Origin of the sequence: Streptomyces sp. NPDC002580 (assembly GCF_042889485.1) — a bacterium.
Lineage (GTDB): Bacteria > Actinomycetota > Actinomycetes > Streptomycetales > Streptomycetaceae > Streptomyces.
Genome location: NZ_JBIAQZ010000008.1, coordinates 271,580 through 293,882 on the forward strand (window position 1 = coordinate 271,580; position 22,303 = coordinate 293,882).

The 22,303-nt window shown below is 73.7% G+C and carries 1 protein-coding gene; it reads right to left on the reverse strand.

Features of this window, described 5'->3' with window-relative positions:
• Positions 1–16: 16 nt before the first annotated feature.
• Positions 17–22,294 carry a non-ribosomal peptide synthase/polyketide synthase gene (locus tag ACFYW7_RS25120; protein ID WP_389506056.1) on the reverse strand — a complete coding sequence of 7,426 codons (22,278 nt, stop codon included), beginning with the start codon at positions 22,292–22,294 and terminating at the stop codon, positions 17–19.
• Between the last annotated feature and the right edge of the window lie 9 nt (positions 22,295–22,303).

The following is a 22,303-nucleotide window of genomic DNA, read 5'->3' on the forward strand; positions in this document are numbered from 1 at the left end:
TCGGCACGGTGGGGGGTCAGGGGGATACCGGCCCCCGGGGGTTGCGGCCGGCGTCCGGGGCCGCGGCCCGGGTCACCAGGGCGCGGAGCGCGCGGAACCAGGTCTGCGCCAGGTCGCGGACCGACTCCTCGGGAAGCACGCCCGGGGCGAAGGTCCAGTGGGCGGAGAGTTCGGGACCGGTGGGCAGGTCCTCGGTCAGGGCGTTGACGGTGAGGGCGTGGGACAGGGGCATCCGCGGATCGCCGTCCAGGTCCGCCGCGTCGTCCTCGGGGGCGTACGACCAGTCGGTGGCCTCGGGGACGCCGAACCGGCCCATGTAGTTGAACTCGATCTGCGGGCGGGCGAGTCGGGCCAGGCCGGGACCGGTGACCGGATTGAGATGGCGCAGCAGACCGTGGCCGACGCCAGCCGTGGGGAGGGCCGCCAGGTGGTCCCTGATCCGTGCCAGGGCCCGGTCGAGCGCGGTACCGCCCGCGAGGGCGTCGGTCAGGTCGAGGGTGCCGGGGTCGAGCCGGACGGGGACGACGCTGGTGAACCAGCCGACGGTGCGGGACAGGTCGGCGTCGCCCGCGAGTTCCTCCTCGCGGCCGTGGCCCTCCAGGTCGACCAGCACGGCGCCGCCGGAGTCCTCGCCACCGGTGTCCCCGGTCGTGCTCCGCCGCCCGCGCCAGTCGGCGACGGCCACCGCGAGGCCGGTGAGGAGCACGTCGTTGAGGGTCCCGCCGAGGACGCTCGGCACCCGGCCGAGCAGCGGTTCCGTGATGTCCGCGGGCAGGGTGAGGGACAGGCTCCGCGAGGTCTCGGTGACGTCGAGCCGCGGGTCGAGCGCCCGGGTCAGGGGCAGTTCGGGGGCGTCGGCCAGGATCGAGGTCCACAGCGGCAGTTCGTCCTCGCGGGCCGGATCGGCGGCCCGTTCGGCGAGCAGCCGCGACCAGCGGCGGAACGACAGGTCGACGGGGGCCAGGTCCGGGGTGCGGCCGGCCGTGACGTCCTGCCAGGCGGCGGCCAGGTCCGGCAGCAGGACGCGCCAGGACACGCCGTCGACGACCAGGTGATGGATGAGCAGGAGCAGCCGTCCGGGGGTGTCGGGGCCGGCGTCGAACCAGACGCCTTGCACCATGCGTCCGGCGTCCGGGTCGAGCCGGTCCTGTGCGGCGCGGGCGTGCTCGGTGACGGCCGCGCGCAGGGTGGGCTCGTCGGCGCCGGCCACCTCGACCCGCGCCAGCCAGGACGCGACGTCCTGGCCGCCGGGCTCGGGCACCTGGAGCGACCACTTTTCGGCGCCCGCGGTCCCGGTCCGTTCCAGTCGTGCCCGGAGCAGGTCGTGCCGGTCCGTGAGTGCCTGGAGGACCAGGTGCAACGCGGCCAGGTCCAGGGCTGCGGGTGTCTGGACGAACGCGACCTGGTGGTAGCGCGCGATCGGACCGCCCTGTTCCCGCAGCGCGTGCATGATCGGGGTCAGCGGCACGGTGCCCGATCCGTCGTCGCGGGCCGGGCGTCCGGCGTCCGGGCCCAGCTCCACGGCGACGGCGGCCAGGGCGGCGACCGTCCGGTGCTGGAAGACCTGGCGCGGGGTGACGCGCAGTCCCGCGGCGCGGGCCCTGCTGACCAGTTGCATGGCGACGATGCTGTCGCCGCCGAGGGCGAAGAAGTCGTCGTCGGCGCCGATCCCGGGAAGCCCCAGTACCTCGGCGAACCGGGCGCACAGGGCCCGTTCGACGTCGTTCGCGGGCGGCCGTCCGCCGACCGTGCGGGTGAACTCCGGGACGGGCAGCGCCTTGCGGTCGAGCTTGCCGTTGGAGAGCAGGGGCAGTTCGTCCAGGACGAGCACGGCGGCCGGGACCATGTAGTCCGGCAGGACGGCGGCCACGTGCGCGCGCAGGCCCGCCGGTTCCGGGACCGGGGCGCCCTCGGCGGGAACGACGTAGGCGACGAGTTGCCTGACCCTCGGGCGGTCCTCACGGGCCACGACCACGACCTGCCCGACCTCTTCGTGCCGGTCCAGCACAGCCTCGATCTCCGTGAGTTCGATGCGGAATCCACGGATCTTGACCTGGTCGTCGGCGCGTCCGAGGTAGTCGAGCCGGCCGTCGTCGCTCCAGCGGGCCAGGTCGCCGGTGCGGTACATCCGGGTACCCGGTGCACCGTAGGGGTCGGCGACGAACCGTTCGGCACTCAGGTCGGGCCGGCCCAGGTAGCCGCGGGCCAGTCCCGCTCCCGCGAGGTACAACTCGCCTGTCACGCCGGGCGGTACGGGCCGCAGGGCGGCGTCCAGCACATAGGCGCGGGTGTTGCCGACCGGGCGGCCGACCAGGGGCCGGTCGCTCTCGCCCACACGTGCCGCGAGCGTGTCGACGGTGGCCTCGGTGGGTCCGTAGAGGTTGAACGCGACGGTGGACTCCAGGGCTCCCAGTTGGCTCCACAGGGCGTCGGGCACGGCCTCGCCGCCGACGCCGACCACCGCGAGCGGGCAGGCGCCGTCCGTGATCAGACCCGTGTCGGCCATCTGCGCCAGGAAGGAGGGCGTGACCTCGATGAAGTCCAGGCCCTGGGACCGGATCGCCTCGGCCGTCAGCTCCGGGTCGCGCCGGGTCTCGTCGTCCAGGACGTGCAGGGCGTGTCCGTCGAGCAGCCACAACTGCGGCTGCCAGGAGGCGTCGAAGGAGAACGACCAGGCGTGGCCGACCCGCAGCCTACGGCGGCCGGTGAGGGACTTGGCGAGGTCGTGGAGCGTGCGCCGGTGACTGTGGAAGAGGTTGACCACGCCCCGCTGGGGGACCACCACGCCCTTGGGCCGCCCGGTGGAGCCGGAGGTGTAGATGACGTAGGCCGGGTGGTCCGGGTGCGGGCCGCCGGCCCGGTTGTCGGCGGGCTGACCGGCCAGGCGTACGGCGGTGCCGTCCCCGTCGAGGACCAGCCGCGGTACGTCGCTGTCGGGCAGGTGGGCGGCCAGCGCGGTGGTGGTGAGGACGAGCCGGGGCCGGGCGTCGTCGAGCATGGCGAGGACGCGTTCCGCGGGCAGGTCCGCGTCGATGGGCAGATAGGCCGCGCCGGACTTCATCACCGCGAGGATCGCCGCGATGAAGTCCGCCGTGCGAGGCAGTGACAGGGCGACGATCTCCTCGGGGCCCGCTCCGTGTTCTGCGAGCAGTCCGGCGATCCGGTTGGCGCGCTCGTTCAGTTCGGCGAAGCTCCAGGTGACGGTGCCCGAGACCACCGCGACCGCGTCCGGGGCGGTGGCGGCCTGTGCCTCGAAGAGTTCCGGTACGGTCGCCGGCGCGCCCGGGGCGGCGGGCAGCACCGTGTCGTTCCAGGTCTCCAGGACGGTGTGACGATCCTCGGGGGTGAGCAGGTCGATCCGGCCGAGCGGCTGTGTGGCGTCGGCGGTCATCGCCTCGAAGAGGCGGACCATCGCGGCGGAGATCCGCTCGACCATGGCCCGCTCGAACAGGTCGGTGCGGTACTCGGCGGTGAGGGTCAGCCGCTCGGCGGGCTCGACGGCCCAGGTGAACGGGTAGTGGGTCGAGTCCTGGTGGTCGCGCACCTCGGTGCGCAACCCGTCGTCGGACCCGAGACCGGGACCTCCGGCATCGGGATAGGACTCGAAGACGATGAGCGAGTCGAACAACTCTCCCAGTCCTGCGCTCCGTTGAATGTCGGACAGGCCGACGTGCTGATGGACGATCAGCCGCGACCACTCGTCCTGGAGGCGGTCCAGGAACGCGGACACCGGTTCCCGGTCGTCGACCCGGACCCGCACGGGCACGGTGTTGATGAACAGGCCGATCATCGACTCCACGCCGTCCAGCTCCGGCGGCCGTCCGGACACGGTGGCGCCGAAGACGACGTCGGCGCGTCCGGTGAGCCGGGACAGCAGGATGCTCCAGGCGCCCTGGACCAGGGTGTTGACGGTCAGACCGCGCGAGCGGGCGAGTTCCGTCAGCGCCTCGGTCAGCGCCGGGGTCAGTGATGTGGTGAGCGTCTCGGGTACCGCCGGGGTCCGGCCGGGGTCGGCGGGCACGAGGTGGGTGGGCTCTTCCAGGCCGTCCAGCGCCGCCGCCCAGGCCGCGGTGGAGGCCGCGGCGTCTTGGCGGCCGAGCCAGGACAGGTAGTCGCGGTACGGCGCCGGGGCGGGGAGTTCAATGCCCGCGTACAGCTCGGACAGCTCGCGCATCAGCCGCGGAACCGACCAGCCGTCCAGCAGCAGGTGCTGGTGGGACAGGACCAGCCGATGGGCCGCTGGTCCGACCTTGACCAGCATCAGGCGCAGCAGCGGGGGCTCGGCGGGGTCGAACCGGCGCCGCTCCTGGGCCAGGCAGCGGCTCCACCGTTCCTCGCGCGCGGCCTCCTCCTGTTCCGAGAGGTCGAGCTGCCGCCAGGGCAGTACCGCCGTGCGTGGGACCACCGCGACGGGACGGCCGGAGGCGAGGTAGCGGAAGCCGGCGCGGAGGTTGCCGTGCCGGTCGAGCAGTGCCTGACCGGCACGGCGCAGCCGCCCGGTGTCCAGCGGGCCGTCGAGGTCGTAGGACACCTGGACGGTGTAGACGTCGGGGCCGTCGGCGCCGGAGTCGAACGAGGCGTGGAACAGCAGGCCCGCCTGGAGGGGCGACAGCGGCAGGACCTCGGCGGCGCCGAGCCCGGAGAGTTCGGCGCGTTCGTCCTCGGTGAGGGCCGCGAACAGTTCCGTGTCGGACAAGGTGCCCGCGGCACCGTCCAGGTCGGCGGCGACGGCGGCCAGGCCCGCCGCCGTCTTGTGCCGGAACACGTCGCGGGGGCTGATCGCCAGTCGTGCCGCCCGCGCGCGGGCGACGAGTTGCATCGCGACGATGCTGTCGCCGCCGAGCGTGAAGAAGTCGTCGTCGACGCCGACCCGTTCGAGGCCGAGGACGGCCGCGAACAGGCCGCACAGCACCTCCTCCCGCGCGGTGCGCGGCAGGGTGTCGGAGGTCTCGGTGGTGAAGTCGGGTGCGGGCAGGGCCCTTCGGTCGAGCTTGCCGTTCGGGGTGAGCGGCAGCGCGTCGAGGGGGACGAAGGCGGCCGGGACCATGTGTTCGGGCAGGACGGCGGCGAGGTGGGCGCGCAGGTCCGGGGTCGCCGGTGTCCGGCCGGGGGCCGGGACGACGTACGCGACGAGCCGTTGTCCGCGGGCGACGACGGCGGCGTGGGCCACCGCCTCGTGCCGGGAGAGCACGGCCTCGATCTCGCCGGGTTCGATGCGGAAGCCGCGGATCTTGACCTGGTCGTCGGTGCGGCCGAGATATTCGACCACGCCGGCCGGGGTCCAGCGGGCGAGGTCGCCGGTGCGGTACATGCGCGTGCCGGGCTCGCCGTACGGATCGGCGACGAAGCGTTCGGCGGTCAGCCCCGGGCGGTCGAGGTATCCCCGGGCGAGCTGGACGCCCGCGAGGTACAACTCCCCGGCGACGCCGGGCGGGACCGGTCGCAGGGCCCCGTCCAGGACGTACACGCGGGTGTTCCACACCGGTCGGCCGATCGGGACGGTGGCGGCGCCGGACGGCACCTGGAGCGCGGTGACGTCGACGGACGCCTCGGTCGGGCCGTACAGGTTGTGCAGGTCGGCCGGGAGGAGCGAGTGGAAGCGGTCGGCGAGATCGGCGGGCAGGGCCTCACCGCTGCACATCACCCGGCGCAGTGCGGTGCATCGCGCGGCCGAGGGCTCGTCCAAGAAGGCGCGGAGCATGGAGGGGACGAAGTGCACGGTGGTGACGCCCTGTTCCTGGATCAGCGCGGCCAGGTACGTCGGGTCCTTGTGTCCGTCCGGTCGGGCGAGGACCAGGGTCGCCCCGGTGATCAGTGGCCAGAGGAACTCCCACACCGACACGTCGAAGCCGGCGGGAGTCTTCTGCAGGACACGGTCCGCACCCGTCAGCCCGTACGCGTCCTGCATCCACAGCAGACGGTTGACGATGCCCTGGTGCGGTACCACCACGCCCTTGGGTCGCCCGGTCGAGCCGGACGTGTAGATGACGTAGGCCGGGCTCAACGGGTCGTAGGAGAGCGGGAGTTCCCCCTCGGGCCCGTCCGGCAGCGCCCCGTCGACGACGCACACGGGGCGGGCGTCGTCCAGCATGAGCGCGAGCCGCTCCGGCGGGTGGTCCGCGTCGAGCGGCAGATAGGCGGCTCCGGCGCGCTGCACCGCGAGCAGGGCGACGACGAGGTCGGCCGAGCGCGGCAGCGCGAGGGCCACCGTGCGGTCCGGTCCGGCGCCGAGACCAGCCAGCACGCGTGCGGTGTGCTCGACCCGGGCGTCCAACTCCGCGTAGGTCAGGCGCACTTCGCCGAGGACCACCGCGGGGGCGTCGGGTGTCCTGGCCACTTGGGCACGGAACAGCTCCGGGAGGGTGGTCGGGCGCGTCTCGTGTGCGGTGGCGTTCCACCGTTCGACGACGAGCAGGCGCTCGGGCCCGTCCATGACGTCGAGGTCCCGCACGGGGCGGGCCGGGTCGGCGGCCACCTGCTCCAGCAACCGGACCAGCCGTCGGGCGAGCCGTTCGGCCGTGGCGTGGTCGAACAGGTCGGCGCTGTACTCGATCCAGCCCTGGATGCCCGCCCCTTCGCCCTGTTCGATGAAGTCGAAGCTCAGGTCGAACTTGGCGCTCCGCTGTCCGAGCGGTTCGCGTCGCGCGGTCAGGCCCGGGAGGTCCGGGGTACCGCCCGGCTCGTTCAGATGGACGACCATGACCTGGAAGAGGGGGTGGCGGGCGAGGGAGCGTTCCGGGTTGAGGGCCTCGACCAGCCGCTCGAAGGGCAGGTCCTGGTGGTCGTAGGCCGCGAGGTCGGTCTCCCGTACCCGGTGCAGGAGTTCGGTGAAGCCGGGGGCGCCGGACAGGTCGGTGCGCAGCACCAGCGAGTTGACGAAGAACCCGACCAGGTGCTCCAGTCCCTCGTCGCCGCGCCCGGAGACGGGTGCCCCGAGGGGGATGTCGTCCCCGGCGCCTAGCCGGTGGAGGAGCGCGGCCACGGCGGCCTGGGCGACCATGAACATGCTCGCGCCCTCACCGCGGGCCAGTTCGCGCAGCGCCCGTTCCAGCCGCGGGGGGACGGTGAACCCGACGGTGCCGCCCTCGTGGCCGGACTCGCGGGGGCGCGGCCGGTCGGTGGGCAGGATGAGTTCCTCGGGGAGGCCGCGCAGCCGCTCGGTCCAGTGGGCGAGCAGTTCGTCGCCGCTCGCCGCCAGGAGGTCGTCCTGCCAGAGGGTGTAGTCGGCGTAGGTGGCGGGCAGCGGCGCCCAGTCGGGGGCACGGCCGGCCGTGCGGGCCGCGTAGGCGGTGCCCAGGTCGGCGAGCAGCGGCCGGTCCGACCATTCGTCGGTGGCGATGTGGTGGAGCAGGAGCAGCAGGATGTGCTCGTCCGGAGCCGTCTCGAACAGGGTGACGCGCAAGGGGGGTTCGGTCGCGAGGTCGAAGCCGTGGGCGGCGACTTCGGCGAGGCGGTCGGCCGGCTCGGTGGCGATGGTGGGCCGGGCCCGCTCCGGTTCGAGGACGTGCTGGTACGGCAGGCCGTCGGCGTCGGTGGGGAAGACCGTGCGCAGGGTGGCGTGCCGGGCGACGAGGTCGCACACCGCCGCTTCGAGGGCGGCGCGGTCCAGGGTGCCGGTGAGGCGCCAGGCGGACGGGACGGTGTAGGCGGTGCTCGGTCCGTCGACCTGGTGGAGCAGCCACAGCCGGCGCTGGGCGGAGGAGAGGGGCAGCCGTTCGGGGCGGGTCCGGGCGGCGGTCGGCGCGGGCCGGGCGGCCGTTCGCGTCTCGTCCAGCCGGGCGGCGAGCCGGGCCGGCGTCGGCGCGTCGAAGACCGTACGCAGGGACGCCTCGGTGTCCAGGGCGGCACGGACCCGGCTGACCAGGCGCATCGCCAGCAGCGAGTGACCGCCGAGCGCGAAGAAGTCGTCGTCGACGCCGACGCGGTCCACGCCCAGCACGGCGGCGAACTGCTCGCACAGCACCTCTTCGCGGGGGGTGCGGGGCAGCCGCCCGCCGGCCGTCGCCGTGAGGTCCGGGGCGGGCAGCGCGGCACGGTCCAGCTTGCCGCTGGTCGTGCGGGGCAGCGCGCCGAGCGGAACGAACGCGGCGGGCAGCATGGGTGCGGGCAGGACGGCGGACAGGTGGGCGCGCAGTGCCGCCGGGTCGATCGTCGCGGACGCGGCGGGAACGGCGTACGCGACGAGGCGCCGCGTGCCGGGAGTGTCCTCGCGGACGACGACGGCGGCCGCCGCGACGTCCGGATGGGCGGTGACGGCGGATTCGATCTCGCCGGGTTCGATGCGGAAGCCGCGCAGCTTGACCTGCTCGTCGGCGCGGCCGAGGAACTCCAGGGTGCCGTCGGCGCGGCGCCGGGCGAGGTCGCCGGTGCGGTACATGCGGGCGCCGGGGGCGCCGTGCGGGTCGGCGGTGAAACGTTCGGCGGTGAGGGCCGGGCGGCCCAGGTAGCCGCGGGCCAGGCCCGCCCCCGCGAGGTACAGCTCGCCGGGGACGCCCGCGGGAGTGGGCCTCAGCCGGTCGTCGAGGACATGGGCGCGGATGTTGTCGAGCGGTGCGGCCCAGGCGGCGCGTCCGGTACGGCCTCCGTGCCAGCCGTACGCGTCGACGGCGCACTCGGTGGGCCCGTACAGGTCGTGGACGGCGGTGCCGGGCAGGTCGTTCAGCCGTTGCCACAGCGCGGCGGGGGTGGCCTCGCCGCCCACCGCGATCACGGCGGGGATCCGGCTGCCGGGGGCGAGGAAGCCGTGGTGGAGCAGTTCGCCCAGATAGGTCGGGGTGAGGTCGACGAAGTCGATGGCGCGGTCGTCCAGGGTGGCGAGCAGGGCGGCCGGGTCGAGCAGGGTGGCCTCGTCGACGACGTGCAGTTCGTGTCCGGCGAGCAGCCACAGCAGGGGTTCCCAGGACCCGTCGAAGCTGAAGGAGGCCGCGTGGACCGCCCGCAGGACGTCCCGGCCGGTGTCCTCGACGGCCGGTGCGATCAGATCGCGCAGATGGGAGGCGAACAGGTTGGACAGACCGCGGTGGGTGCCGATCACGCCCTTGGGGGTGCCGGTGGAACCGGAGGTGTAGATCGTGCAGGCGGCGGACTCCGGGTGGTACGGCCGGGGCGGCGTGTGGTCACCGGACGGCAGGGGGCCGTCCAGCAGCAGCCGCTCCACGTGGTCCGGCTCGGGCAGCCGGTCGGCCAGTTCGGCCGTGGTGAGCAGGCAGACCGGGGCCGCGTCGGTGAGCATGTGCTCCAGCCGGTGGGCCGGGTGTTCCGGGTCGAGGGGCAGATAGGCGGCTCCCGCGCGGAGTACGCCGAGGACGGCGGGCACCATCTCGTGCCGGGGCAGGGCCAGGGCCACCACCGTGCCTTCGCCCGCGCCGTGTTCGAGCACCAGGGCGGCGACGGCGTCGACACGGGCGGACAGTTCGGCGAAGGTCAGGCTTCCGGCGGCCGTCACCAGGGCGGTCCGCGCGGGGTGGGCCGTCGCCGTGGCGGCGAACAGCTCGGGCACGCTCCGTGTCTCCACCGGCCGGGCGGTGTCGTTCCAGGCCCCCGCGGCGGCTTCCCGTTCGGCGTCCGTGAGCAGGTCGATCGCGGCGAGGGGCAGGTCCGGGGCGGTGGCGGCCCGGCGCAGCAGCAGGACGAGCCGTTCGGCGAGAAGCGCGGCGGTGTCCGGGTCCACCAGGTCGGTGGCGTACTCCAGGAGCAGGGTGACCCGGCCGCCGGCGCCCTCGTCGACGAAGGTGAGGTCGAGGTCGAACTTGGCCGTGCCGGTGTCCAGGTCGGACCACTCGGTGGGCAGGCCGAGCAGGTCCTGGTCGCCGTCGGGGCGGTAGTGGTAGCCCAGCATGACCTGGAACAGGGGATTGCGGCCGGCCACGCGCGGCGGGTTGAGCGCCTCCACGACCCGGTCGAAGGGCAGGTCCTGGTTCTCGAACGCCGCCAGGTCGGACTCCCTTACCCGGGACAGCAGTTGACGGAAGGTCAGTTCGGATCCGGACAGATCGGTGCGCAGGACCAGCGTGTTGACGAAGAAGCCGACCAGCTCGTCGAGCGCGCTGTCGGTGCGGCCCGCGATGGGCGCGCCGAGCGGGATGTCGTCACCCGCCCCGAGGCGGTGCAGGAGTGCGGCGGCGGCGGCCTGGAACAGCATGAACATGCTGGTGCCGGTCGTCCCGGACAGGTCGCGCAGCGCAGCGCCCACGTCCTCGGGCAGCTCGCGGCGCAAGGTGGCGCCGCGTCCGGTGGGCTCGGCGGGGCGGGGCCGGTCCAGGGGCAGGGTCAGTTCCTCGGGCAGCCCGCGCAGGGTGTCGGCCCAGTAGGCCAGTTGCCGCTCGCCGACCTGTTCCAGGAGGTCCGCCTGCCAGAGCGTGTAGTCGGTGTACTGCACGGGCAGCGGCGTGAGGTCCGGTTCGGCGCCGGCGGTCCGGGCGCTGTAGGCGGCGTTCAGGTCGGCCAGGAAGGGCCGGTCGGACCACTCGTCGGTGACGATGTGGTGCAGCACTAGGGCGACCACGCAGTCGTCGTAGGGGCCGTTCCCGGTCGCGGATCCCGTGCCCGTCGCGTCGCCCGGGCGCCTGCCCGCGCCGTCGCCCGCGTGCTCGCGTGCGCTCGGGCTCTCCGCCGTGGGCCGGAACACCGTTGCCCGCAGCGGCAGTTCACGCGCCAGGTCGAAGGGCCGGCGCTGCGCCGCCTCGATCAGCGTGGTCAGTTCGGCCTCCGCGCAGTCCCGCACCGTGAACGGGACCTCCGCCTCGGACGCGGGAAGGACGCGCTGATGCGGTTCGCCGTCGTGCTCCCCGAAGACCGTGCGGAGCGACTCGTGCCGCTCGACGACGTCGTGCAGCGCCCGCCGCAGGGCGACCGGGTCGAGGCCGCCGCGCAGCCGGAAGACGAGCGGGAAGTTGTAGGCGGCTTCGCCGCCGGTGATCCGCTCGACCAGCCACAGCCGGCGCTGGGCGGCGGAGAGCGGGACGCGTCCGGGCCGGTCGGCGACGGGAGCGACGGCGGGCCGCGCCAGGCGTCCGCCGTCCGCGCGGGCCGCGAGGAGTTCGGGCGTGGGAGCCTCGAAGAGGTCGCGGATCGCCAGCTCGGCGCCCAGTTCGGTGCGGGCCCGGCTGATCAACCGGGTGGCGAGAAGGGAGTGTCCGCCCAGGTCGAAGAAGCTGTCCTCGGCGCCGGCTCCGGGCAGTCCGAGGACTTCGGCGAAGAGCCGGCAGAGGACCTCTTCCCGCGGGGTGCGCGGGCCCCGGCCGGTGCCGAGCGCGACGGCCGGTTCGGCCTCGGGCAGTGCTCGGACGTCCAGCTTGCCGTTGTCGTTCATGGGGAGACGGCCGAGGGTGACGAAGGCCGCGGGCACCATGTAGTCGGGCAGCCGCGTCTTCAGGTCCTCCCGCACCCGCCGGATCAGGTTGTCCCTGTCGCGCGCGGCCGTCGGGGAGTTGGCGTACGGGGGTTCACCGCCACCGGGCCGGTAGAGCCCCACGGTCACCCGGGCACGCCCGTCCTCCCGGTCGTCCTGGTCCTCCCGTTCGTCTCTGCCCTCTCGGCCCTTTTCACCCTCTCGGTTCTCTCGGTTCTCGAGGATGAACACGGCTTCGTAGTAGCCGAGTTCACCGGACCACGTGGTGAGAACGCGGTAGCCGAGCGAGGCCCCGAGCGCGTGCAGCTCCTCCGGGTCCACTCCCCCGCCGGACCCCTCGGGGCCGACGGCTCCGCCCTCTTCCAGCGCCCGCTGCGCGGCGAGTTCACCGGCGGTGCGGGCGTCGGGAACCCCCGTGACACGGATCCGCTCCGGTCGCTCCGCGCGCAGCCACGCGCCGAGGTCGACGGACGGCCAGGCCGCGGCCGGGACCTCGGTGAGATCGACCGCGTCGGCGCCCTCGCGGTAGAGGACGGCGTCGTAACGGTGCCGGGTCAGCTCGTTGTGGTGGTGGCCGCGCTTGGTGCGCAGGTCGACACCGTGTCCGAGGGTGGTGAAGTAGTCGGGGTCGACCAGGAGTTCCTTCTCCAGCAGCAGACCGCGCTCGGCGGCCTTGCGTACGGCCTCCGGGTCGGCGTCCCGCGCCGCGCGGGTGAGCTGGATCGCGGTGTGGAAGGTGCGGGCGAGCCGCGGGTTGCGCACGTCACCGACGAACAGCGCGCCTCCCGGCCTCAGCAGGCGCATGGCGCCCTCGATGACCTCGGTGAGGTAGTCGAGGCCGGGGAAGTACTGGATGACGGAGTTGATGACGACGGTGTCGAAGTAGTCCTCGGGCAGGCCCTCGGTGTCATGGGCGGGCCGGCAGCGCAGTTCGACCTTGGCGGCCGACTCCGGTACCCGGAGCAGGTCTTCGCCGAGCTTGCGGATCACGGGGGCGGCGAAGTCGGTCGCCCAGTAGGCCTCCGTCTCCGGGGCCAGGCGCGACAGGAGCAGGCCGGAACCGACGCCGATCTCCAGGACTCGGCGGGGGCGCAGTTCCCGGATGCGGTCGACGGTCCGCTCCCGCCATTCGCTCATCTCCTCGAAGGGGATGGGCTGTCCGTCGTAGCTGCTGTCCCAGCCCGCGTAGTCCTCGGTGAGGACGGCGGTGCTGATCCGCTCGTACTCGTCGGAGTAGACGTCCTGCCATTCGCCGACATGTTCCCGCTCCGCCGACTCCCTTTCCGCACCGGAGCGTTCGGCGGGAACGACATAGCCGACGAGGCGCTGGGTGCCGGGCGCCGAGGGGTCGTCGCGGGCGATGACGGCGGCCTGCGCGACGCGGGGGTGCTGGACGAGGGCGGTCTCGATCTCGCCCAGCTCGACGCGGTGGCCGCGCACCTTGACCTGGTCGTCGGTGCGGCCGAGAAAGTCCAGGTTGCCGTCGGGGTTTCGGCGCACGAGGTCGCCGGTGCGGTACATGCGCTCGCCGGGTTCGCCGAACGGGTCGGCGACGAAGCGCTCCGCGGTCAGACCGGGCCGGTCGAGGTAGCCTCGGGCCAGGCCGATCCCCGCGATGTACAGCTCGCCGGGGACGCCTTCGGGCACCGGTCGCAGCCAGGGGTCCAGGATGTGTGCGCGGGTGCCGCGGATCGGGCGGCCGACGGTCGGGGTGGAGCTGTCGAGGGTGCCGCCGCCGAGGGTGTTGATGGTGTACTCGGTGGGGCCGTAGAGGTTGTAGCCGTAGGTTCCCCCGGTATCCCGGAGCCGGTTCCACACCGTCTCGGAGACCGCCTCGCCGCCCAGCAGGACGAGCGGCGGGCGGTGTCCTTCCAACAGGCCCTGTTCCATGAGGAGGTGGGCGTAGGTCGGGGTCACGTTCACGACGTCCACCCGGTGCGTCTCGCAGTAGGCGACCAGTGCCTCGGCGTCGCGCCGCAGCTCCTCGTCGCAGATGTGCACCTCATGGCCCTCGACCAGCCAGAGCAGTTCCTCCCATGACATGTCGAAGGCGAAGGACACGGTGTGCGCGATGCGCAGCCGTCGGCCGCCGGCCGAGGCGATGGCCGGGGCGAAGATCTCCTTCTGGTGGTTGAGCTGCATGTTCGTCAGACCGCGGTACGGGGTGACGACGCCCTTGGGCCGGCCGGTCGAACCGGAGGTGTAGATGACGTACGCCGGGTGTTCCAGGCTGAATTCCCGCCGGGGCAGGTCGCCCGGGAGCGAGGCCAGTTCGGCGACCACAGCCGGGTCGTCGAGGAGGACACGGAGGGTGTCCGGGGCGGCGTCCGTCAGCCGCGCCGAGACCGCGGCGGTGGAGACCAGCAGGACCGGGCGAGCGTCGTCGAGCATCGCCCTGAGCCGGTCGTCCGGGTGGTCCAGTTCCAGCGGCAGATACGCGGCACCCGTGCGCAGGACGGCGAACAGGGCGACGACCATGTCCAGGGAGCGGGGCAGGCCGAGGGCGACGACCCGTTCGGGCGCGGCGCCCCGGGCCAGCAGGAGCCGGGCGGTCCGGTTGACGCGTGTGTCGAGTTCGGCGTAGGTGAGGGTGGTGTCGCCGAAGACGAGGGCCGTGGTGCTGGGGGTGGCCGCCGCCTGGACGGCGAGCAGGTCGGCGACGGTGTCCTCGGGGTCGGGGACACGGCTCGCGGCCCGTTCGCGCTCCAGGGCCGCGTGCTCGGCGGGCAGCAGCGGGTCCAGGCCGCCCACGGGAGCGCTCAGGTCGTCGCCGAGCCGTTCCAGCAGCAGGGTGAAGCGGTCGAGGAGGGCCGCGGCCCGCGGGCGGTCGACGACGTCGGGCCGGTGGGCCAGCATGACCTGGATGCGGTGTCCCGGGGTGACGACGAGGTTGACCGGGTAGTGGGTGGCGTCGACGTTGGCGACGGCCGTGGCGCCGTGCCGGTCCGCCAGTTCGGCGAGCCGTTCCTCGGTGTCGCTGTTGCGCAGCACGAAGAGGGTGTCGAAGAGCCGCCGGTGGCCGGTCTCGGCCTGGAGGACGCCGAGGCCCAGGTACTCGTACGGCATCACGGCCAGCCGTTCGTCCTGGACCCGGCGCAGCAGGTCGAGCACCGGCTCGGCGGGGTCGTAGGCGATGCGGGCGGGGACGGTGTTGAGGAACATGCCGATGACGTGCTCGATGTCCGGCACCTCGCTCGGCCGCCCCGCGACGGTGGTGCCGAAGACGACGTCGGTACGGCCCGTGGCGCTGGCCAGCACCAGTCCCCAGGCGGCGGTGAGCACCGAGTTGAGGGTGAGGCCGTGCCGTCGCGCCGAGTCCCTGAGCCGCTCGCTCAGCTCCGCCGGGAGGGTCACGTCCAGACGTTCCGGGATGTCCGGCTCCAGGCCCCGGTCGGCGGCGGCTAGGAGCGTGGGCTCCTCCAGACCGGCGAGCGCGGTGCGCCAGGCGCCGGTGGCGACCTCGGTGTCCTGGATCTCCAGCCAGGTCAGGTAGTCGCGGTACGAACCGGGCGCGGGCAGAGCGGTCGCGTCGCCTCCGTTCTCGTACAGGGCGAAGAGCTGGTCGAGGAAGGTCCAGGCGGACCAGCCGTCCCACAGCAGCAGATGACGGCCGACGACCAGCCGGTCGCCGCGCTCGGCGCCGAGCCGGACGATCAGCATGCGGAAGAGGAGCGGGCGGGTCAGTTCGAAGCGGCGGCCGCGTTCGGTCTCCATCAACTCCCGCAGCCGGACGTCCTGTTCGGCGTCGGGGAGGACAGACAGGTCGACTTCCTCGAGCGGGATCCCGGGGTCCTCGACGATGAACTGCACCGGCTGGCGCAGTCCCTCGCTGGTGAATCCGGCGCGCAGGCTCGGGTTGCGTTCCAGCAGTACCCGGGCGGCCCGGCGCAGCCGCTCCGCGTCGAGCGGGGTGGCGAAGTCGAAGGACTCGTGGACCGTGTAGACGTCCAGGGCGCTGTCGTCGTACGTCGAGTGGAAGAACAGCCCTTCCTGGAGCGGGGCGAGCGGCCAGATGTCCTCCACCGGATGGGGGCTGAGCCGGTGGACGCGTTCGGTCTCCTCGGCAGTGAGGGCGAAGGCGGAGGACAGGGCGCGGGTCGGCTCGGCGCTGACGGCCGCGGCGGCGAGGGCGGCCGGTGTGCGGTGGGTGAAAACGTCCCGGGGGTCGATCTCCAGACCGGCCCGGCGGGCGCGGCTGGAGACTCCGATCGAGGAGATGCTGTCGCCGCCGAGGAGGAAGAAGTCGTCGTCGACGCCGACCTCGTCGAGCTTGAGGACCGCCGCGAAGATCTCGGCGAGAGTCCGTTCGCGCTCGTCTCGGGGGGCGCGGGCCTTTGCGCGTACGGTCGCGGGGGCGGGCAGCGCGGCGCGGTCGAGCTTGCCGCTCGGGGTCAGCGGCAGGGTCTCCAGGACGACGCAGGCGCCGGGCACCATCGGCGCCGGCAGCGACTCGGCGAGCGCGGCGAGGAGTTCGGCGGGTTCGGGCGCGGCGCCGCGGTCGGGGACGACGTAGACGGTCAGCGCGGTGCCCACGACGGTGACGGCGGCCTGGGCGACGGCGGCCAGGCGGACCGAGGCGGCCTCGATCTCGCCGAGTTCGATCCGGTTGCCGCGGATCTTGACCTGTCGGTCGGTGCGTCCCAGGTACTCGATGACGCCGTCCTCTCGGCGGCGGACCAGGTCTCCGGTGCGGTACATGCGCTCGCCGGGGCCTCCATAGGGGTCGGCCACGAACCGCTCGGCGGTGAGGGAGGGCCGGGCGTGGTAGCCGCGGGCCAGCTGGACACCTGTCAGGTACAGCTCGCCCGGGACGCCTTCGGGGACCGGGCGCAGGCAGGAGTCGAGCATGCGCAGACCGGTGTTCCAGACCGGGCGGCCGATGGGCACGGTCGTGGCGGGCGTGCCGTCGTAGGGGTGGTGGGTGACGTCGACCGCGGCCTCGGTGGGGCCGTAGAGGTTGTGCAGCGGCACGCCGGTCAGCTCGTCCCAGTGCGCTGCGGCCGCGCCGGGCAGGGCCTCGCCGCTGCTGAACACCCGGCGCAGGGAGAGCGCCCAGGCGGGGTCGGCGGTGATGTCCTCGGACTGCAGGAAGGCTTCCAGCATCGACGGCACGAAGTGCAGTGTGGTGACGCCCTGTTCGCGGATCAGTTCGGCGAGATAGGCCGGGTCGCGGTGGCCGTCGGGGCGGGCGAGGACGACGGAGGCGCCCTCGCACAGCGCCCAGAAGAACTCCCAGACGCTGACGTCGAAGCTGGCCGGTGTCTTCTGCAGCACCCGGTCGTCGGCGGTCAGACCGTACTGGCCCTGCATCCAGGCGAGCCGGTTGACGATGGCCCGGTGGGTGACGACGACGCCCTTGGGGAGGCCGGTGGAGCCCGAGGTGTAGATCAGGTAGGCCGGGTCGTCCGGGCGGGCCGGGACCGGCGCGCCCACGGACGGGGAATCGGCATCGGACCCGGATTCGGCGGGGGCGTCCAGGAACAGTGCCGTGAGGCCCGGCACCGACGGCAGACGGGGGTCCGTGCCGATGGTGGTGACGACCGTCGCCGCCCCGGAGTCGGCGAGCATGTGGGCCACCCGGTCCGCCGGGTAGTCCACGTCGACCGGAAGGTAGGCGGCACCGGACTTCAGCACGCCGAGCAGGGCGACCATGAGGTCGGCCGAGCGCGGTACGGCGACGGCGACGACGGCGCCGGGGCCCGCGCCTCGGGCGTTCAGCCGGTGCGCCAGCCCGGCCGCCCGGGCGTCGAGTTCGCCGTAGCTGAGGGTGCCTCCCTCGTGGACCACCGCGACGGCTCGCGGGGTGCGGGCGGCCTGGGCCTCGAAGGCGGCGGTCAGTGTGGTGTCCGGCACCCGGACGGACGCTCCCGTCGGATGCGCGGTCTCCTCCTCGCTCGCCGAGAGCAGTTCGAGGCCGGCGGCGCGCTGCCCGGGGTCGGTGGCCAGCGCGAGCAGGATGCGGGTCAGCCGGTCCGCGATCCGCCGTACCGCGTCGGTGTCGAGCCGCCGGGCGTGGTGCTTGAGCCGCAGGTCGAGCCGTCGGCCCGGCTTGACGATGAGCGCGAGCGGATAGTGGACGGTGTCGTGGAACTCGTGGCCGGTGAGGCGGACCGTGCCCGAGGGGTCGGCGAGGCCGGTCGCGGCCGGGTAGTTCTCGAAGACGACGAGGGTGTCGAAGAGTTCGCCGCCGCCCGTGTGCCCGGCCAGCCGCTGGATCTCGGCGAGGCCGAGGTGCTGGTGGTCCAGCAGTGCGGCCTGCTCGTCCTGGAGCCGGCCGAGGAGCCCGGCGAGGGTGTCCGCGGGCTCCCAGCGGAACCTGGTGGGCAGGGTGTTGATGAAGAGGCCGACCATCGACTCGATGCCCTCGGCCTCGGTGTCCCGGCCGGAGACCGTGGTGCCGAACACGACGTCCTGCCGGGCGGTCAGCCGCCCGATCAGGAGTCCCCAGGCCGCCTGGACGACCGTGCCGAGCGTGACGCCTGCCTCGCGGGCACGGGCGCCCAGTCGCGCGGTGACGTGCTCGGGGAGTTCGACGCGCACCTGCGCGGGTTCGACCGGCCGTCCGTCGGCGGGCGCCTCGACCAGCCGGGTGGGTTCCTCGATCCCGGCGAGGGCGCCGCGCCAGGCCGCACGGGCCGCGTCCCGGTCGGCTCCGGCGAGGGCGCGCAGGTACGAGCGGTAGGGCGCGACCTCGGGCAGGGGTGCCGGGGTGTCCCCGTAGGAAGCCATCAGCTCCCGGTGCAGCACGGGCAACGACCAGCCGTCAGCAACGATGTGATGAAAGGTCAGCAGGAGTCGGCTGCGGCCGTCGGCGAGCCGCAGGAGCGTGCAGCGCATCAACGGGGGCCGGGCGAGGTCGAAGCGGCGGGCGCGTTCGTCGGCGGCCACGGCGTCGGCGAGCTGCGCCCCGACCTCGCTGCCCTGGGCGGAGAGGTCCACCTCGCGCCAGGGCAGTTCCACCCCGGCGGCCACGATCTGCACCGGGCGGCCGTCGGTGAGCGGGCGGAAGCAGGAGCGCAGCGGGGCGTGCCGGTCCAGGACGCGCTGGGCGGCGCGGCGCAGTGTCGGCGCGTCGACCGGCCCGGACAGTTCCAGGGCCTGCTGCACGACATAGGCGTCGTGGGCTCCGCCGTCCATGACGGAGTGGAAGTAGAAGCCCTCCTGGAGCGGGCTCAGCGGCAGCAGTTCCTGGACCGTGAGGGGGTGTTCACCCTGGAGCGCGGCACGTTCGGTGGCGGTCGAGGTGACCAGCGGAGCGTCGTGACCGTCGGCGGCGCGGTCGATCCGTTCGACGGCGGCTTCGGCGAGCGCGGCGACCGTGCGGTGCCGGAACACGTCGCGGGAGCTGAGCCGCAGGCCCGCTCCACGGGCCCGCACCAGGAGCTGGATGGCGGTGATGCTGTCGCCGCCGAGCGCGAAGAAGTCGTCGTCGATGGTGGCCGAGTCCAGGCCGAGGACCTCCGCGTAGGCGGCGCAGAGGAGTTCCTCGCGGGCGTCGCGCGGCCGGCGGCCGGAGCTGAGGGCGCCGTGGTCGGGGACGGGCAGGGCGGCGGTGTCCAGTTTGCCGCTGGGGGTGACCGGCAGACGGTCCAGGGGGACCAGGGCCGCGGGGACCATGTACTCGGGAAGCTGCCCGGCGACGTATGAACGCAGGCTCTTCATCAGGGAGTTGACGTCCCGGAAGGGAGCCGGACGGTTGGCTCGGGGGACGACGCCGTCGGTCTCGTAGGGTCCGGCGAGCGGTGTGCCGACGGGGGCGAGGAGCACGTCGAGGCCCCCGTCGGCGGCGGAGCCGTTCCAGGTGACGGCGGCCCGGTGGCCGTGCCGGGCCGCGAGGGTGTGGAACGCCTCCGGGTCGGGGGCCTCGGCGGGGGCCGGGGTGCGGCTGCTGTCGTCCAGTGCGGCCAGTGCCGCCAGGTCCTCCGTCAGGCGGGCGTTGGGTACGCCCGTGATCCGGAGCGGTGCCCGGCCGCCCGCGAGCAGCGCGTCGACGGCGTCGAGGCCGCCCAGCCCGGACCACGCGACGGCGTGCGGCGTCTCCCCTGCCAGGACCGCCCCGGTGGTGTCGGCCCGCTTGCGCAGGACCACGTCGTACCGGTAGCGGGTCAGTTCGTTGTGGTGGCTGCCGCGCTTGACGCGGATGTCGGCGTCGAAGCCGTCCAGCGCCGCGAAGAAGTCGGGGTCGAGGAGCAGTTCGCCCTCCCAGGCCACCGACCGCTCGACGGCGGTCCGCAGGGCCTGCTTGTCCCTCGGGTCGGTCGCCCGCCGGGTCTCGACGGCGGCGCGCAGACAGCTCAGCAGCCGGGCGTTGCGCACGTCGCCGACGAACAGGTTGCCGCCCGGAGCCAGCAACTCCCCTGCGGCACGGAGTACTTCGGCGAGGTAGTCGGCGCCGGGGAAGTACTGGGCGACGGAGTTGAGCACGATGGTGTCGAAGTGGTTCCGGGGCAGCCCGGCGGTGTCGTGGGCGGGGCGGGCGTCGAGGGTGACGCGGTCGGCGAGTCCATCCGTCGCCTCCACCTGGGCCCGTAGGGCGCGCACCGCCTCCTCGGAGAGGTCGGTGCCCCGGTACTCCTCGCAGCCGGGCGCGAGGCGGGAGAGGATCAGGCCGCTTCCGACGCCGATCTCCAGGACCCGGCGCGGCTCCAGTTCCCCGATGCGGGCGATGGTCGCGTCGCGCCACTCCCTCATCTCCTGGACGGGGATGGGCAGTCCGTCGTACATGCTGTTCCAGCCCGCGAAGTTCTCCCGGAAACCCGTGGAAGTGCCCTCGACGGTCCCGGAGTCGTCGGCGTGGCCTTCGGTGCCCGCGGCGGAGTACAGGAGTTCGTGGAGGTCCTTCCACTCCTGGAGCCGCTCGCCGCCGTTCCGGTCCGCCCCGGTCTCCAGGGAGGGCACGATGTAGGCGGCCAGCCGGCGGTCGCCGGGCCGGTCCTCGCGGATCACGACCGCGGCCTGATCGACGGCGGGGTGCCCGCGCAGGACGGACTCGATCTCGCCGGGTTCTATGCGGAAGCCGCGGATCTTGACCTGGGAGTCGGCGCGGCCGAGGAATTCGAGGCGCCCGTCGGCCTTCCGGCGGACGAGGTCGCCGGTGCGGTAGAGCCGCTCGCCGGGGTCCCCGAACGGGTCGGCGACGAACCGCTCGGCCGTCAGGTCGGGCCGCCCCAGGTAGCCGCGGGCGAGTCCGGCGCCGCCGAGGTACAGCTCGCCCGGGACACCTGCCGGAACGGGTTCCAGCCGGGCGTCGAGGACGTAGGCGCGGGTGCCCGGGTCGGGGACGCCGATGGGCACGATGGTCCCGGCGGGGGTGTCGGGGTCGCACAGGCCGAGGGTGGAGTTGGTGGTGGCCTCGGTCGGACCGTACGCGTTGAACATCATCCGGCCGCGTGCGTAGCGGGCGACGAGTTCGGGCGAGACCCGTTCGGTTCCGGCGAGCAGGGTGGCGGGCGGGAGTTCGACGTCCTCGGGCATGGCGGCGAGCAGGGCCGGCGGGAGGATCATGAAGGTGATGCCGTGCGCGTGGGCGTAGTCGGCGAGCGGAGCGCCGGGCACGCGCAGTTCCGTGGGGACGACGACGAGCCGGCCGCCGGAGAGCAGGCCGAGGCACAGGTCCCAGAAGGCCACGTCGAAGCTCGGCGAGGCGAACTGGAGCACGCGGCTGTGCGGTCCGATCCCGAACCGCTCGCGCTGGGTGGCGACCAGCCCCGCGACACCGGCGTGCGAGAGCACGACCCCCTTGGGGCGGCCGGTGGAACCGGAGGTGTAGATCACGTAGGCGGCGCCCGTGACAGCCAGCGGACCACGGTCGGGCGTTCCCGGATCATGGGCGGGGCGCGCCGCCAACTCCCTGACCGTGCCGGGCTCGTCGAGGATCACGAGGTCCATGCCCTCGCGCGGCGGGAGGTCCGCCGCCGACTCGGCGGTCGTCACCAGACAGGCGGGGCCGGCGTCGGCCAGCATGTAGGAGATGCGGTCGGCCGGGTAGTCGGTGTCGACGGGGAGATAGGCGGCGCCCGCCTTGAGCACCGCGACCTCGGCGACGATCAGGTCGGCGGAGCGGGGGACGGCGAGGGCCACGACGCGTTCGGGTCCGGCGCCGCGCGCGATCAGGGCGTGGGCCAACCGGTTGGCGCGCCCGTCGAGTTCGGCGTAGGTCAGCCGGACGTCCTCGAAGACCAGCGCGACAGCGTCCGGGCGCAGGCGCACCTGCTCCGCGAACATCTCCGGCCAGGTCCGGGAGACGACGTCGTGAGCGGTGTCGTTCCACTCCTCGAGGACCCGGTGGCGTTCCTCGGCGCCGAGCAGTTCCAGTTCGCCGACGGCGGTTCGCGGCCGGGCGAGGGCATCGGCCAGCAGGGTCGCGTAGTGGCCGGCGACGCGCCGCGCAGTCGCGTCCTCGAAGAGGTCCTGACGGTACGTCCATCGCGCACCGTCCGCGGCGATTTCGAGCGCCAGGTCCAGCGGTGCGCGCGTGTCGCTCCGCGCCGCTTCCCCGTCCCCGGCCGCGGGCAGGGACGGGGAGGAGGACGCCGTACGGAACTCCGTGTTGAACAGGAGTCCGCCGCCGCGGGTGGGTTCCGGGCGCAACAGCTCCACGAGCCGGTCGAGTTCGAGCCGGTGGGCGCGCGCCTCCATACGTGCCGAGGCCACCCGGCGCACCAGCTCGGCGAACGGGGTGCCGCCGTCCAGGGCGACCCTGACCGGCAGCCCTTCGTGTCCGACGGTGACGTCCGGCGCGCCCCCGTAGCGGTACAGCAGGGCCACGTACGCGGCCAGCAGGGTCGTCTCGTCGGCCGTGCGGGGCAGCGCGTGGCCCAGGGTCCGCCACGCGTCGCCGGGTTGCGCCGGGTAGGGGAAGTCGACGGGCAGAGCGGCCTCTTGGGGGAGCGGATCGAGCCGCCGACGCCAGTACGCCGCCACACCGTCGTCGATACCCGACACACGATCTTC